General features: G+C 27.1%; 15 protein-coding genes. All 15 read left to right on the top strand.

All coding sequences use genetic code 4. The features are described 5' to 3' along the window. Positions 1-6: 6 nt before the first annotated feature. The 15 genes from JN03_RS02305 to JN03_RS02235 all read left to right on the top strand — a co-directional run bounded on the left by JN03_RS02305 (position 7) and on the right by JN03_RS02235 (position 16,236). Positions 7-1,182 carry an aminotransferase class V-fold PLP-dependent enzyme gene (locus JN03_RS02305; protein ID WP_277870481.1) on the top strand — a complete coding sequence of 392 codons (1,176 nt, stop codon included), beginning with the start codon at positions 7-9 and terminating at the stop codon, positions 1,180-1,182. Next, entirely contained in the window at positions 1,157-1,594 is a 438-nt protein-coding gene (locus tag JN03_RS09490) for an iron-sulfur cluster assembly scaffold protein (RefSeq protein WP_235187857.1), read from the top strand. The genes JN03_RS02305 and JN03_RS09490 overlap by 26 nt, the downstream gene beginning before the upstream one ends. Before the next feature lie 23 nt (positions 1,595-1,617). Further along, positions 1,618-2,799 (top strand): Y-family DNA polymerase, encoded by a 1,182-nt coding sequence (locus JN03_RS09485; RefSeq protein ID WP_166666760.1) that lies wholly within the window; start codon positions 1,618-1,620, stop codon positions 2,797-2,799. Between the two features lie 8 nt (positions 2,800-2,807). Then, positions 2,808-3,908 (top strand): nicotinate-nucleotide adenylyltransferase, encoded by a 1,101-nt coding sequence (locus JN03_RS09480; protein WP_036440568.1) that lies wholly within the window; start codon positions 2,808-2,810, stop codon positions 3,906-3,908. A 119-nt stretch (positions 3,909-4,027) separates the two neighbouring features. Further along, positions 4,028-4,681 carry a translation initiation factor IF-3 gene (gene infC / locus JN03_RS02285; protein WP_080696055.1) on the top strand — a complete coding sequence of 218 codons (654 nt, stop codon included), beginning with the start codon at positions 4,028-4,030 and terminating at the stop codon, positions 4,679-4,681. Then, the gene (rpmI, locus tag JN03_RS02280; RefSeq protein ID WP_036440571.1) at positions 4,662-4,850 is read left to right on the top strand and encodes a 50S ribosomal protein L35; all 189 of its coding nucleotides are present in this window, start codon (positions 4,662-4,664) and stop codon (positions 4,848-4,850) included. The genes infC and rpmI overlap by 20 nt, the downstream gene beginning before the upstream one ends. A 35-nt stretch (positions 4,851-4,885) precedes the next feature. Further along, positions 4,886-5,251: a 50S ribosomal protein L20 gene (rplT, locus tag JN03_RS02275; protein ID WP_134076643.1), complete on the top strand. Its 366-nt coding sequence runs from the start codon at positions 4,886-4,888 to the stop codon at positions 5,249-5,251. 257 nt (positions 5,252-5,508) lie between these two features. Then, positions 5,509-7,821: an Ig-specific serine endopeptidase MIP gene (gene mip / locus JN03_RS09475; RefSeq protein WP_134076642.1), complete on the top strand. Its 2,313-nt coding sequence runs from the start codon at positions 5,509-5,511 to the stop codon at positions 7,819-7,821. Further along, positions 7,811-9,289: an MSC_0624 family F1-like ATPase-associated membrane protein gene (locus tag JN03_RS09470; RefSeq protein WP_134076641.1), complete on the top strand. Its 1,479-nt coding sequence runs from the start codon at positions 7,811-7,813 to the stop codon at positions 9,287-9,289. The genes mip and JN03_RS09470 overlap by 11 nt, the downstream gene beginning before the upstream one ends. Continuing rightward, on the top strand, positions 9,276-9,833 hold the full coding sequence (locus JN03_RS02260) for an MSC_0623 family F1-like ATPase-associated protein (RefSeq protein WP_036440609.1): 558 nt from the start codon (positions 9,276-9,278) through the stop codon (positions 9,831-9,833). Before JN03_RS09470 ends, JN03_RS02260 begins: the two co-directional genes overlap by 14 nt. A gap of 11 nt (positions 9,834-9,844) precedes the next feature. Then, positions 9,845-10,741, top strand: coding sequence for an MSC_0622 family F1-like ATPase gamma subunit (locus tag JN03_RS09465; protein ID WP_036458110.1), 897 nt, complete (start codon positions 9,845-9,847; stop codon positions 10,739-10,741). Next, a complete protein-coding gene (locus JN03_RS09460) occupies positions 10,734-11,201 on the top strand; it encodes an MSC_0621 family F1-like ATPase epsilon subunit (protein ID WP_036458108.1) in 468 nt (155 codons plus the stop codon). Before JN03_RS09465 ends, JN03_RS09460 begins: the two co-directional genes overlap by 8 nt. Next, complete coding sequence (locus tag JN03_RS09455; RefSeq protein ID WP_134076640.1) at positions 11,194-13,278, top strand: MSC_0620 family F1-like ATPase-associated subunit; 2,085 nt, start codon at positions 11,194-11,196, stop codon at positions 13,276-13,278. The genes JN03_RS09460 and JN03_RS09455 overlap by 8 nt, the downstream gene beginning before the upstream one ends. A 1-nt stretch (position 13,279) precedes the next feature. Then, a complete protein-coding gene (locus JN03_RS02240; protein ID WP_036440621.1) occupies positions 13,280-14,818 on the top strand; it encodes an MSC_0619 family F1-like ATPase alpha subunit in 1,539 nt (512 codons plus the stop codon). Further along, entirely contained in the window at positions 14,818-16,236 is a 1,419-nt protein-coding gene (locus JN03_RS02235) for an MSC_0618 family F1-like ATPase beta subunit (protein WP_036440624.1), read from the top strand. Before JN03_RS02240 ends, JN03_RS02235 begins: the two co-directional genes overlap by 1 nt. Positions 16,237-16,244 lie beyond the last annotated feature (8 nt).

The raw sequence follows: 16,244 nt of genomic DNA, 5'->3' as shown, positions 1-16,244 counted from the left end.
ATTATGATGAAAAATTGAAAAATAAAATTTCCAATGTTTAAAAATAACAAAAATATTGTTTATTTTGATAATTCTGCACTTACTTTCAAACCTTATTCAGTTATTGAAAAAGGTAATGAGTTTTATGAAAAATATTCAATATCGACAAGAACAGCAAATTCAATTCTAGGAATCAAGGTTATTCAAGAAATAGAAGAAACTAGAAAAAATGTTTCATCTTTTATCAATGGTCAAGATGGTCAAATAATTTTTACAAGTGGCACAACTGAAAGTTTAAATTTGATAGTAAAAATGTTATCTTCAATTATTAAAGAAGGAAAAATTTTACTTTCTAAATTTAACCATAGCTCAAACATTGTACCTTTCATTGAAAACTTTAAAACTTCTAAAAAAGTTTTGATTGATTATTTTGAAGATGAAAATGATTTAATCGAAAAAATTAAATCAGACACTATTTCAATAGTTTCACTTTCACAAATGACTAATAATTATAATGTTAAATATGACCTTGAAAATATTTACAAATATTGTAAAACTAAAAACATCATTTTAATAAATGATGCAGCTCAGGCTATAGCTCATGAAAAAGTCTCACTAGAAAATTGTGATGTAATTGCATTTTCAGCTAATAAAATGTATGGGCCTACTGGAGTTGGCGTGCTTGCAATAAAAAACAATTTATTTGAAAAACTAGAACCGACCAAATGAGGTGGAGGTCAAGTCCATAACATTGATTATTGCACTTGAATATCAAATACTAATATTTCAAAATTTGAACCTGGAACACATAATATTTGTGGAATTTTACAATTAAATGAGGCAATAAAATTTGTTCAAGAAATTGGCTATGAAGAAATCCAAAGTGTTGAAAAAGAAGTTGCAAATTATTTATATGACAAACTTTCAGGGTTAAAAAATATAGAAATAAAATCAAATCATGGCGACATTATTACATTATTTAATGTAAAAAATATCCCTTCACAAGACATAGCATCATATTTAGGTCATAAAAATATCTATGTTAGATCAGGGCTATTTTGCGCGCAAATGACCACTAAGATAGATAATTTTGAAAATAGTTATGTAAGAGTTTCACTTTCATTTTATAATAATTTTAAAGATGTAGATACTTTTATAAACGCATTAAAAGAAGGGGGTGAATTTATTGACTACTTATTCTAATGATGAAATTAGAAAAATCATATTTGAAGCCTATATAAATCCTAAGTACAAAAAATCTAAGATAGAAATAAAAGATAATACTATTTTTGAACACTCAAATATTTGTGTAGATGATTTAAAAATTAATTTGATTTGAGAAAATGATAATTTAATTGAAGTTGAATATGAAGCTGTAGGTTGTTTAATATTTTTATCATCCGTTGATTTATTTATTGAGTTTGTATTAAATAAATCAAAATCTGAAATTGCAAATATTTTGGATCAATATTTTGAAATGATTAACTTGAATGATAAATCCAAAACCTATTGTGAAATTAAAAAATTACAAGTGTTTAGAAATGTAAAAGTTCATTTTAATAGATTAGAGTGTGCTTCTATAATTTATAGAGCTTTTAAAAAAGGCATTGCTTAATGAAATATATATTTCATGTGGATATGGATTCATTTTTTGTAAGTTGTGAAAGAAAAAATAATCCATCGCTTATCAATAAACCTGTTGCTATTGCTAAACAATACAAAAGAAGTATTGCAACAGCAATATCATCTGAACTTAAAAAACTTGGTTTTAAAGCAGGCGATCCAATTTATTTAATTAAAGAAAAATTTCCTAGTGTTGTAATTGTTGAACCTAATTTGGAATATTATGTTGAAGTATCACAAAATATCTTTAATTATATAAAAGACAATTTTTCTGACAAAATAGAAATCTATTCAATAGATGAATGTTTTATTGAAAAAGAATTAGAAGTTTGACAAAATCCACTTGAAATAGCAACAGAATTGCAAGAAAAAATCAAAAAGAATACTTCAATACCTTGTTCTATTGGAATATCTTATACTAAGTTTTTGGCTAAAATGTCTACTTATAAGGCAAAGCCTCATGGAATTATTTGAACTAAGCCAGAAGATATTGAGAAAAATTTTTATGATTTAGAAGTTAATAAGATATTTGGGATTGGTAAAGCTTATTCTAAAAAATTGTTAGAAACTGGAATAAAAACATATCGAGATATTGTGAATCTAGAAAACAACAATTTTCTAAAGAAAATATTTGGTAAAAATTATGCTGGTTTATTAAAACAACTTAAAGGTGAAGTATCACAAGAAATTGTTAACACAAAATGAAATCCGCAAGGTATTGGTAGAAATGAAACATTTTTAGAAGATGATCTAGAAGATTTTTCACAGATAAAAAGTAAGTTAATGGATTTATGCAAAGATGTTGCTAATAGTTTGCAATCTCTTGGTCGTGAAGGAAATGTGGTTTCAATTCAACTAAGAAATATAGATAAAAAATGGCATATCTTTCAAAAGAAATTATCTGAACATATCAGCACATGGGAAAAAATCTTTGACATTGTACTATTTTTATTCAATACAAATTGGCAAGATGAACCATTAAGGGGAATAGGCGTTAGAGTTTCTAATTTAAGAGAAATATATTTGCAAAATGATTTCATTGATCTTTTCACAGATTTCGAAAATGATAAAGTAAAAAATATAATTCTAATAATCAATAATCACTTTAAAGCTAATGTTTTGAAAACATTAAAACAATATGAAACTGAAATTAAAAACTTACAAGGTATAAAATTTATTAAAAAATTAGTAGACTAAGAGGCAAAATGAAAATAGGAATATTTGGTGGCAGTTTCAATCCAATACATAAGGGACACATTTTAATTGCAGAAGATGCTATTCAAGAACTAGGGCTTGATGAACTTTATTTTGTTCCTGCAAATAAAAATCCATTTAAGAAAAATCAAGATTATGAAAGTTCTAAACATAGGATTAATATGATTAAACTTGTAATTAGTCATAATCCTAAAATGAAAATATCAGAATTTGAAACCAACCGAAACACTTTATCTTACACCATAGATACAGTTGAATATTTCGTTTCCAAGTTTAAAGATGCTAAATTTTATTTTTTAATAGGTTCTGATAATTTACCAAAACTACATAAATGAAAAGAAATTGACAAAATTTCTGAACTTGTAAAAATTAGTGTTTTTAATCGAACAAAAAAATATAAACACCTAAATTTTAAAAAATATAATTGTCTTCAATTAAATAATAAATTTTATGATTTTTCATCAACCAACTATCGCAAAGGTAATTTGCAACAAGTTGATGAAAAAGTTCAAAAATATATTGGTTCAAACTTTTTATATTTTGATGAAATTGCAAAACATTCACTTTCTCATTTCAGATATTATCATTTAAAGCAAACAGCAGATTTTGCTTTAAAACTTTCTAAATATTTAAAACCTAATGATAAAGAATTTCACATAAAAGCATATCGTGCTGGTTATATGCATGATATAACTAAAGAATGATCTAATGAAAAATCATTTGAATATTTAAAAAAATATGGTGAAGAAAATATTTTGCCTTATAAATATCATCAAACTACTGCTTATTATTTTCTAAAATATGATTATATGTATCCGGATGAAGAAGTTTTAGATTCTATAAAAGTGCATACAACATTATCATTAGATCCAACCTTGCTAGATAAGATTTTATATGTTGCCGATAAAATCGGTTTAGGTAGAACCTGAAAAGGTGTGCAAAAATTGAGAAATTTAGCATTTAAAGATTTTGATAAATGTTTGGATGAAACTATTAAAGTATGTTGTCTAGATTATAATCGTGAAAAAGGCATTATATTTACTCCAGACCAAAAGGAAATTTACGAAAAAATATTAAAAATTAAGTTATAATACCTAATGCTTAGTTAGCAAAAAGAAGATTCATTTCTCACCTTACGATTGCTCGTATTGGTTGCTACATAAAATAATAGGTATTTATATATTTTTTTTGTAGGTTGAGAGAAGTGGATATGTCCACTTTTTTATTTGATAAGGAGAAGATTATAAACAACACTGTAAAATCAAATAATCTTAATAGTCGTTTGCCAAAAGCAGAACATGTTATCAACGAAAATATTCCATATAAAAAGATTTTTGTAATTTCTGAAACAGGCGAAAAATTAGGCGTTATGACTAAAGAAGATGCAATATCTCACGCTGAAGATAAAAATCTTGATTTAGTATTAATAGCACTTGATAATAATAAACCGATTGCTAGATTAATGGACTATGGTAAGTTCAAATACGAAAAGAAGAAAAAACAAAAAATCAATAAAGAAAAACAAACGGTTACAAATAATCGTGAAATTAGATTAACACCTTTAATTGGTGATAACGATTTAAAAACTAAAGCCAAAAAAGCAAGAGAATTTATATTAAATGGAGATAGAGTAAAGATTTCGGTTAAATTCAGAGGTAGAGAAAAATCAAGAACTGAACTTGGAACTGAAATATTAGATAAATTCTTTGCTTTAGTAGAAGATATAGCTAAAATAACAAAAGAAGCTATTCTACAAAATGGAAAATTTCTAGATATGTTCATAGAAAAAGATAAGAAGAAAATTGAAACAAAAGGTCAAAAAGATTCAGATCAAGGAGAATTAGATGCCAAAAATGAAGACTAAAAGTGGTCTTAAAAAAAGAATTAAGATTACTAAAAACGGAAAAATCAAACGTGGAAATGCATACCGTTCACATTTAGCACAAAATAAAACCACAAAACAAAAACGTCATTCACGTAAAGGTTCTCAATTATCTCATTCAGATTTCAAAAGATATAAAGAATTAATATAAAACAAAGTGAATAAAGATTAAGGAGAGAAAGTTATATGCGTACAAAAGGTGGAATTGTTACAAGAAGAAGACGTAACAAATGAATTAAATTAGCAAAAGGCTACTGAGGACATAAATCTATAGGATTTAAAGTAGCAAAACAAGCAGTTGTTAAATCATGAACATATGCTTTTAGAGACCGTAAACAAATCAAACGTGAATTTAGAAAGCTATGAATTGCTAGAATTAATGCAGCTTGTAGACCTATGGGAATAACCTATTCAAGATTAATAGAAGGGCTTAAAGAAGCTAAGATTCAAATCAATAGAAAAATGCTTTCAGAACTAGCTATTAATTATCCAGAAACCTTCAATAAAGTAATTGAAAAAGTTAAGAAATCATTAGAAAAAAAGGTAAAATAATACCTCACAAAATACTCTAAAATACCAAAAAAAGTGGTATTTTTTTGTTCTAAAAACGCAAAAATTTTTGACAATTTTGGCATAAAAAATTGATATTTTGTTAATTGCATTTAAATGCGTTTAATCATTATAAAAACGTTTTTAGCAACAAAAAAAAAAAAAAAAAAGTGTAGAATTTAAACGCTTTTAAAAGAGCCAATGAAAGGACTGCCAAAAAAGAACTTATATATATTGTAAATATATATAATGGTGATAAAATGAATAAAACAAATCAAAAAATATTATTATGTCTAGCACCTATTGCATCGATGCCCTTATTTGCAATGATTTCTGCTAGCTGTATTAATACTAAAAAAGCCAATCCTAATGATATTCAAAAAACTCCAGAACAGAAACAAAGTGATTTGACAAAAATTGCTAGTGGTTTAAAAATTAAACTTACTCAATTTTCACCATATCCAAATGCTGAAAGAAATTCTATATATACTAAAAACATAAATCAAAACGACATCAAATTATCTATTGAAGGTGCTGATGCTGATAGAATTGATTATGAAATTTATGGTACCGTTAATGATAATAGTGATACTGCAACCGATTCAAGTAAAACTGGAATATTTGACATAATTGTAAAAATCTTTTATAAAAACGATCCTAAAAAAGACCAAAAGGATAATTTTGTTTTAAAGACTATAACTGAAAACGGGTTTAGACATGATGGTATTGGTGCAAACTGGAGTGCAACAACCGGATTAAAACCACAACCTTCAGAAATCGATAAGTATATTGCAAATGATCAAAAGCAAAGATATGAACTTGACAATAAAAAATATACAGAAATTTTAAAACGCCAACAACAAGGTGATACATCTTATAATCCTACACTTGAAACTGCTGAAAAAGAAAAGTTTGATAAGTTGGCTCAAGAATTAGGACTTGAAAAATATGATTCTGCAAAAGTTAAGAAGCAATCGCTTGCAGTAAAAGAAGGCAGTGAAACTAAATTATATGTAAATGAAGGATCAGAATCGGGCAAAGGGCCTTCATGAGTTGATAGTTTAGGTAGAGATAACGAATTCAAAACTACAGGGCTTCCAAGACAATTACCAAATGAAATGTATAAAACTTCTGCTCTTCAGACATTTTCTATTCGTTTTGATATGAAGACAGGCAAACCAAATGAAACCAAAGGTTCTTCTGGTACAGCATGAATTTTAGACTATCAAAAAAATAATAATGGTCAACCAGCAACTAAGTTTTACTTAGGGACCAACTTACACGTTGTAAAAGAATTTGATCCAGAAAAACTTGTGGCCGTATCATTAACAAGAATAATCAAAAATGTAGGATTGAATACAGTATTTAGACTAGATCAATTTGATTCTAAAATTGAAAAATTTTCATTTAATGGTGATGGTGTAAAAGAAATGTTTAAAACATTCTATACAGCAACTGACTATATGAAAGATAATCCTGCTGATTATATGAATAGTGCTCAAAAAGCAAAATTTAAAGATGTACAAGATTTTCAAGATTTTGCCGTAATTGAAGTAGACTTTGAAAAAGCAGCTAATCTTAAAGTAGGTGTTCATAGTAACAATCTTGATGTAACAAAAAAATATAGTAGTGCTTTAAATGAGAATTGAACATTAAAAAATGCTGGAGAATTAGCAAAAGCTGTAACTAATGATTATGAATCTGATACAGCAAAACATGTAAAAATCATGAAAGATTCATTCTTGAAAGACTATTCTAGAGTTAACTTTCCATTGGTTAAATTAGAAAAAAAATTAAATAGTCTAAAAGAAAAATTAACTAAACCATATGATGACGCAACCAAAAAAGAGATTCAAGAACAAATCAAAAAAATCGAAGAACAAATTAAAAATAGTGCAAATTTAGATAGTATCTATATCGTTGGTTGACCTCTTTCTATATATGACTGAGTACTATACGACGATTTATATAAGTATGATTATGAAAAAGAAGCGCAACAAATGCGCTGATCATATAGTTTATGAACTAACTCTGATTATAGATTTTTTAATAGATTAGATCTTACCGAAGAAGATACAAAATACGGTAATTGACTATCTTATAGTTTGGGATATAGAACATTTGTTGATAAACCTGGTGTTATAGATGCATTCTTAGGTGCACATAAATTAGCATCTAAACTATTTGAATATCAAGGTAAACAATATTTTGCATATGGTTTACAATATGCGCCTAGACACTACGCACCAGCAGGTGGCGCTTCTGGTTCTTCATTAAGAACTGGCAAAAATGAATTAATAGGAACATATTTCGCTTCAAATGAAGGTGCAAAAACAGGACTTGCAGTTGCATTCAGATCTGAAGGTTTTGACTACAAAGGAATGTTTGGAAAGTATAATTTGCCACAATACGATTTAATAAATGGTGGTGGTAAACACCAACAAAGTTCATTTAGAGAAGAACTTCAAAAGAGATATCCAAACATTAAAACAGCATTGTTTGCTAACGGTGTGGATAAAATTCCTGATGAATTTAAATTCAACGGCATTATAGGTAATTCAAATGGTAGATAAAAGTTCGCGAGACGAACGCCATTTTCAAGATAAAAAATTAAATACTAGTTTATTAACGTCATATTCAAGTTATGTGAAAAATGAAAAAAATAATAAATGAGCATTTATTTACAAAATAATTCTTATTCTAATATTCTTTTCGTTTTCACTAACTTTTATGTTTTTAGCTGATAGAACAATATTTGGTGAAAAATTGTTTAAAATCGATGATTTTCTACAAATATATACACCAACAACATTACATACTACTGCAATTGCTCTTTATCGATTTACATTACTAATTTCAGTTTTTGTATATTCAATAACAAGAAATTATCTAAATGTATATTTCCAAAAAGAGTTAATCAAAAAGTATTTGCCTTGATATATATTGTACGCATTGATTTCAATGAGTTCAATGTTTACATTGATATTCTTTCTATCTAATGACTTGATGCAAAATTTTTATTTAATGTTTATATGCGTTCCATTATTTTTATTAAATCTTTCATATTCACTTTATATTTACTTTCTTAAAAGAAAAAGTGATCCTATTTTATATGGTAGGATTTGGCCTACAATAGTTTCATTAGTTGCTCAATTTATAATTCTTGTAGTTTCTATTATCTTAGTTTATATGACAGTTAAAGCTACAATATATCCTAATGCATTTTTAGAAAATAACATTATCTTCAACTTCTTTAAAAACTTATTTGTAAATAAATCTGCTAAAAACTTTGTTATTGTTATTTCACTAGCTTTATTATTAGGAATTCTCGCAATTGCAGTTAACATTACAAGAATTCAATTCTTGCTTGCGAAACAATATACATATAGCTTCTTCAAAGACCAATTAGTGTTGGTTCTAACTTATTTAGCAGCAACATTCATATGATTTATTAAAGTTTTCACTATTAAAGTAGTTGATTTGGGAATTGTTAATCATAAAACTGAATACTTCTACTTATTTGAAATTTTATTTGGTTTAATTCTTACTTCTTTATATTTGGCAATTACTTTCAAAAAGAAACTACAACCAAATGGTGCTTCAATAAATTCATTAATCTTTTCACTATTTCAAATGTTGCTTTGAGTTTCACTACTAGTAGCAGGGCTTCACTCAAATATTCAATTAGTAAATGCATTAAATATCTTTTTTATTTCAGTAATGTCACTTACTATGCTTGTTGTATATTTGAAAAAAACTAATTCAATTACTATTACTGAAATGATATTTCTAATTACGTTCTTGATAGCGATGGTGCTTTCAATGTTCATCTTTGGAATAAATCAATATTTACTATCTAAATCTAATAATATCTTCTATATTATTAATTCATCACTCTACATTACACAAATATTCTTAGTATTAAATGTTGTGATTGCTGTATCGTTCTTTATGTTCTCAGCAATAAAATTAATCGTGATATTACTAAAAATTTCCAAAACAAAAGAAAAGTTAAAGGAAACTACTTATGAAAAAAAATAATAAAATTGTAATCAAAGATAAAAAATCTAGAATCGAAAGAAAAATTGAACAGAAACAAATTGCTCTTGGTTTAACCAATTTTGTTTCTTTGTTCAAAATTTACAATGAAATTCTAGATTATCCTAACTTTATTAGTTTTGAAAAATTAGTTAATACAATTTTGGTTAATAATACAATTTCGCAAAAATCAGAAGCATTTGCAGCATTTACCAATATTTATACTGATGCTTTTGCTAACCAAAAAGATATTCAATTTACTAATTTTGTAGTTTCATACAATGTAGATAATAAATATGGAGCAAATAAATTGGTTCCTATAATTTCTGCATTTAGTGGTTCTGATGTTTATGTTGCTTCATTGACCACATCACTTGAAAATGAAGAATTAAATTTATTTTTAGGTAAATACAACGAATTAATCTCAACACTTTTACTTGAAGGTAAATATGTAGAAATCTTGCCTTCTTTGATTGCATATCAAGACTCAATTATGGATCCAATCAATTTGTTTTTCGATAAGACTCACGTTAAAATCATCAAATAGAGGAGTTTGCTATGCATATTAAAAAAATAGAACAAAAGAAACAAAATTTAGAGCATATACTCTTAAAAACAAATAGTGACAAAAACATACTTTTAATCACTATTATGAAATTAACAAGTCAATTAAATTTTTATATCCAAAATGCTTTGCTTAATAAAAATTTAATTGATCTTGTAAATGAAAAATATGCCATAAATAATAAATTTGTTTCTCATAATAAAACTCTTAAATTTTTCCGTATTAAAAAACAAAAAGAACTTTGAATTTATTTAACCGAAGAACAAAAATATCAAACTGACTCATATTCAAGATATGAAAAAATGATATTACAAAAAGTAGCAAAGAAAAATGTTGAATTTATTACTGTTGGTAATAGAGCAAAACAATTTTGCTTAGAACATAAATTTGAAATAATCCATTCTTATGATTCTACAGACGCTCCCCTTCTTGCTAACAATTTAGCTGAAATTATCAAAGTATTGTATTCAGAAAATAGTTATGATAATGTTCATTTTGTTATAAATACCAACAAAAACTATAATGAATCATTTAATATTTTGCCAATTCAAAATCTAGATATTCATAAACTTGCTAAAAGTGATACTGAGCAACCTACTGAAAATGTTATGGAATATCAAATATTTCCTAACATTGATGATTTTGTTAATAATGAAATTAGCATCTATTTAGAAAATGTTATTTGAGCATTAATTGTTGAATCTTCATTTTATAATGCAAAAAATGGTCTTGTTACTGTTAATAAAATCATTAAAGACATTGAAGAAATGGTTAGCAAGATCAAGAAAAAACTATTGAAGATCAAACGTGAAAATGAAATTGAAGAACTTGTTTTATTAACCAAGAATAATAATTCCTTTGATTCACAAGAAGGTGATAACAATGGATAAGAAACTTGGATTAAGATTAGAAATTAATTTCATCGGTAATAAATCAAAGAAAATTGATCATGCTCTTGTATACATCAATGTTGATGATGAAGATGACTGAAAATTACTAGATCAAAATATGATTGGAAGTTATAAAAATACACTAATTAAAATAAATGACCTAGATACACAAAAAAATTCTTATATATTCTTAAAAAACACTAACTTCGTTTTAAAAGATAATCTGCTTAAAATAACTAGCTCTAGTGAGTTAAATATTTACTCAAAAACTAAGCAACGAAAAGAAAAGATTAAATCAACAATTAAAAATTTAAATGAAAAAATTGGATACTATCATTCATTAAATGAAATTGGTCTAGATTTAAGTGAATATCTTGAGCTAGTAAAATTAGAAGAACAAGTTTGAAGATTAAAAATGGAGGAAATCTTGCATTTAAAGAAAGGAGAAAACAATGAATAAATCTAAATTGAAAAAATTTCTAGTTTTTCCTGCTTTAATCACTCCAATTCTTCCTGCTGTAACTTTAATTTCGCGTAGAGCGGAAGAAAAACCTGAAAAGCCAAAAGAAGTTGCTAAAGATTTTGATACTTTTGATGGCATTGCAAAAGAAGAAGTTAAAAAACGTCTAAAAAAGGTTCTTGAAGTTGCTATTTCTTACTTTCAAAACGAAAGCAAAAGAGTTAATAATGACAAAAAAATGGATTTCAAGAAAAGAACAGCCGCCATCATCTATCTTGAAAATATCATTAAATTCTTAAATGACAATAAAGATAAAATAGTTGAAGATTATTATAAATATGACTTTCACATCCTTCAACCACATGTTTTATCAAAAGAGAAAAAACTTTTAGTTGGTGATATATTCTTCAATAAGAAAAATTATGTTCAAGTAAAATATGGTTTTACAGATCCTTATAATTATGAAAAAGTAATTAAAGGCGAAGGCAACACTATCAAGAAAATCGAAGAAATTGATAATGTTATAACTAAAGAACAACTTACAAAATTCATTGAAACTTACTTTGTTAATCTTGAAAAAGAAATCGGAAAAATAATTTACAATTCAGAAGAAACTCCTGAAATTGATAAAGATATTGAAGTAAAACCTACTCCTGATGGACTTCAAATTACAAAACCAAAAGATTTTGAATCATGAGAAGCATTTGTTCAAAGTAAAATAAAAAATCGTTTTGTTGATTTTGACTTGCGTCAAAAAATTGAAGAAGAAGAACCAACTCCAAAACCAAACGAAAAACCACCAGAACCTCCAAAACCTTCAATTGTTCCTGATAAACCAACCGAAAAAGTTGAAACAGAACAACAAATTGAATCGCTTCCTTGATTAACACCAATAGTAAGCGCTGAATATGCACATTTATCAGCGGATAATATCAAATCAGAATTTGAATCAGGAAAAAACGTTTTCTTCTTTGATAATCCTATTAACACAAGATATTCATATAGAGTTGGAAAAATAACTAGTGTTAATAGTGGTGCAAACACTTTCAAAGTAGTGGTTTCAGTCCAAGATAGAATTGATCCATCACAACAAAGAAGTTTTCCTGAACTTGAAGTAAAAATGGAAGATAATTCAAATCCATTATTCCAAATTCTAAGACAAGAGCAAATTAATACACTTAAAAACTCATTTACTAGTCTTTATACTGCACTGGGTATTGATGATAAACTTGATTACAATAACCTAGGTGATAGTGATATAGCAAATGTATTATTTAGTATGATTACTGCAATAACTACGATTTATTACAATAACTCAAACTTTATATATGAAGTTTCGCTTCTTTTAAGCAAAGGGCTTAATTCAATGGAAGATCAAGGAATATATGATGCTGGTGTTGTATCTCCTGCAAACCAAAAAGTGGCTAATAAAGTAGCAGAAAGTATTAAAGCTTTATTAATTGAACCACTTGTGGGTTCGAAACTAAGCGGACTTCCATTCTGAACGTTTCTACCAATAGTATTTGAAAATGTATTAACTGAAATTAAAGCAAATGTAGGTAAAGCTAAAGAACTACTTGAAAGTAATTACAATGAATTTAATTTTAAATTAAATGTTCTTGACACTTTATATCGTAAAGCTTCAAAAGATGTATTTGAATTAAAAGCCTTTTCAACTTCTAAATCATTAAATTACGCTAAATGATTTGATTCATATGTAACAAAAGTTGCAAAAGCTTTTGCTTCAATTCAAACATTAGGAAAAATTTCTTTAACTAAGAAAATTAATAAAAGCGATTCTAAGAAAGTTGAAGAAATTCAAAACGCTTATGACAAAGCATTAGGACTTGCTCAACAAGGTAATGCCACTCAAACTAAACTGCAAATTACATTTGGCGCATTAATGTTAGCAATTGGTTTAATTAACACCATCGCATGAGCAATAATTACAGGTCTAAAATATCGTAAATTAACAAACAAAAATATTAAAAAGGTATTCATTACCATTATCATCATATCAGTTATAGTTCTCATTGCGGGTGCTACATTATTAGGCTGAGGATTGAAAGGAATATAAAATGGCAATAACCAAATCACAAAATCCAAGGATTTCGGCAATATTTGATTATATCGTTGAAGTTCAAGGTGAATATGACTACAAACAAAGACAACTCTTTACCATTAAAGATAAACCAACATACCAACTAATGCTTGTAAGTTCTACTAAAACAAAAGCTTTCTTATTAACAAATAATGCTGAAAAGAAATTAAATATCAATGATGAATTAATTGAAATTTCTAATGAAAACTTGATTTATACATCAGATGAATACTATGGCAAAATTATTGATGTTAATGGTAACATCGTTTTACCCAAACCTCAAAAAGTAGAACATAAAAATCCTAAACACGGAAGTAAAATTTTTGGTAGCGCCCACGATTTAACTAAAGTTAAAACCTTAAATACTCAACTTTATACAGGTATTATTTCAATTGATTTATTAATTCCTATTGGTAAAGGTCAACGTGAATTAATTATTGGAGACCGTCAAACTGGTAAGACTCATATTGCAACTAATACTATTATTAATCAAGCCAAAGAAAATACTAAATGTATTTATGTAGCAATCGGACAAAAAAGAGAAGATATTTCAAGGCTTTATAACACGCTTAAATCATTTGATGTTTTAAAAAATGTTATTATCTTAGATGCTCCTGCAACTAGTGCTTATGAACAATACTTAGCTCCTTATGTAGGTATGGCACATGCTGAAAATATTTCACATGAACACGATGTATTAATTATTTTTGATGATCTTTCAAAACATGCCAACATTTACCGTGAAATAGCACTTCTAACTGATAAACCTGTCGGTAAAGAAGCTATGCCGGGAGATATGTTCTTTGCACACTCTAGTTTATTAGAACGTTCTGGTTCTTTTGTAAACAAAAAAACCATAACTGCTCTTCCTATTGTAAAAACAGTTGATGGAGACATTACTTCTTCTATTGCTTCAAATATAATTTCTATTACAGATGGTCAAATTGTAACAAGTTCTGATCTATTTTCAAGTGGGAAACTTCCTGCTATTGATATTGACCTTTCAGTTTCAAGAACAGGATCTAGTGTTCAATCGCGTTCAATTACTAATGTTGCTCGTGAAATTGGAAAAATTTATAAAACATACAAAAGACACTTGAAACTTGCAATGTTGGATTATGAATTTAATAAAGAAACAACTTCCTTACTTCATAAGGGTAAATTAATTGAAAAAATGTTCAATCAAAAAGGTTATTCTTTATATTCATATCACTTTGTTTTACTTATGTCAAAAATTATTACCTGAAACGTGTTAGAAGGTGTTAAAGACGAACAAAAAGCTTTAATGTTTCTAGATTATTTTATTGCCAATGAAACTACGGCTAAATTAATTTTTAATACCATTTTAACTCAAACTAAATATGATGATAATATGTATAAAAATTACTTTGCATTCGGGTTAAAACAATATTCACAATATATTGGTCTTGAATGAGATATTGAAGTAGATCAAGAATTTCTAGATTTAAGCACTGAATTTTTAGAAAATGCTGCTATTCAGTTAGGAGATAAATAATGGAACCAAAAATAACAAAATTCTGAACCGACGTAGTTGAAATTGAATTTGCTAAAAATCAAATTCCTGCTCTTAACACGATAATAACATTGCATAATGGTCAAACTTATTTACTAGTTAAAAGAATAGTAAATGATACTACTATTAGAGCTATTATCATTTACCTATTTGATGAAATCAAATTATCGGACAAAGTAACTGTAACTAACAAAAGTTTCTTAGTACCTATTGGTAAAAACTCAAAAAACAATATTTATAGTTTTAGAGGTATTCCAATGCTACCTAATAGAAACAAAGACATAAAATATGTTGAAATGAATTCAACAATTAATCCAACTAGATATTTGGACAATAAAATTGAAATTGTTGAAACCGGAATTAAAGCAATAGACTTTTTTATGCCTATTATAAAAGGTTATAAACTTGGAATATTTGGTGGAGCTGGTGTCGGTAAGACTGTTTTAATGAAAGAAATTATTTTCAATGTTAACCGTGAAGAAACAAAAACAGCCAACATTTTCATTGGTTCTGGTGAACGTTCGCGTGAAGGAGTAGAACTTTTCAAAGAACTTGAAACTTCTAACCTTATGAAAAATTCAGTTATGTATATTTCAAAAATGAATGAATCACCCGGAGCTAGAATGTCGATTGTTCCAATTGGCGTAACAGCAGCTGAATATTTCCGTGACATTGAAAAAGAAGATGTACTACTATTTATCGATAACATCTACCGTTTTGTACAAGCTGAAAACGAAGTTAGCGCTTCTCTTGGCAAAAAGCCATCTGTTGGTGGATATCAATCCACTCTCGAAAGTGATATTGCAAATGTTGAAAATAGACTTTTCAAAAATGCAAATGGTTCTATTACTTCATTTCAAACAATTTTTCTACCAATGGATGATCTAAGTGACCCTTCTGCTGTTGCTGTTTTCAACCACTTAGATGGTAGTTTGGTTCTTTCAAGAGCGCAAACCGCTAAAAATATTTTCCCTGCTTTTGATCCACTTGCATCTTCATCTAACTCAGTTGATGAAAAAATTATTGGTAAAAAGCACTTCGAAGCTATTATTGAAGCTAAAAGAATTATTAAAGCCTATAAAGATCTAGAAGATGTTATTCTAATCTTAGGTTTTGATGAATTAGATGCTGAAAACAAGAAAATTGTTAAAAAAGCTTTACAATTAGAAAACTTCTTCACCCAAAACTTCTTTATGACCGAACATTTTACCAAAGAAAAAGGTGTATTTGTCCCTCTTGAAGAAACAGTTGATTCAGTAATTAGAATCTTAAATGGTGAATATTTAGAACAAAGTCCTGAAATATTTAGTTACATAGGATCAAATCTAAATATCCCTACAGATGAAGAATTAAAGTTAATGAACGAAGAAAAATTAATATTAGGAAATCTAGGAAACTAATAAATAAA

The organism is Metamycoplasma hyosynoviae, assembly GCF_004365165.1.
GTDB lineage: Bacteria > Bacillota_I > Bacilli_A > Mycoplasmatales > Metamycoplasmataceae > Metamycoplasma > Metamycoplasma hyosynoviae.
The sequence above is the reverse complement of the archived record's forward strand: the minus strand, read 5'-3'. Positions and strand labels throughout refer to the sequence as shown.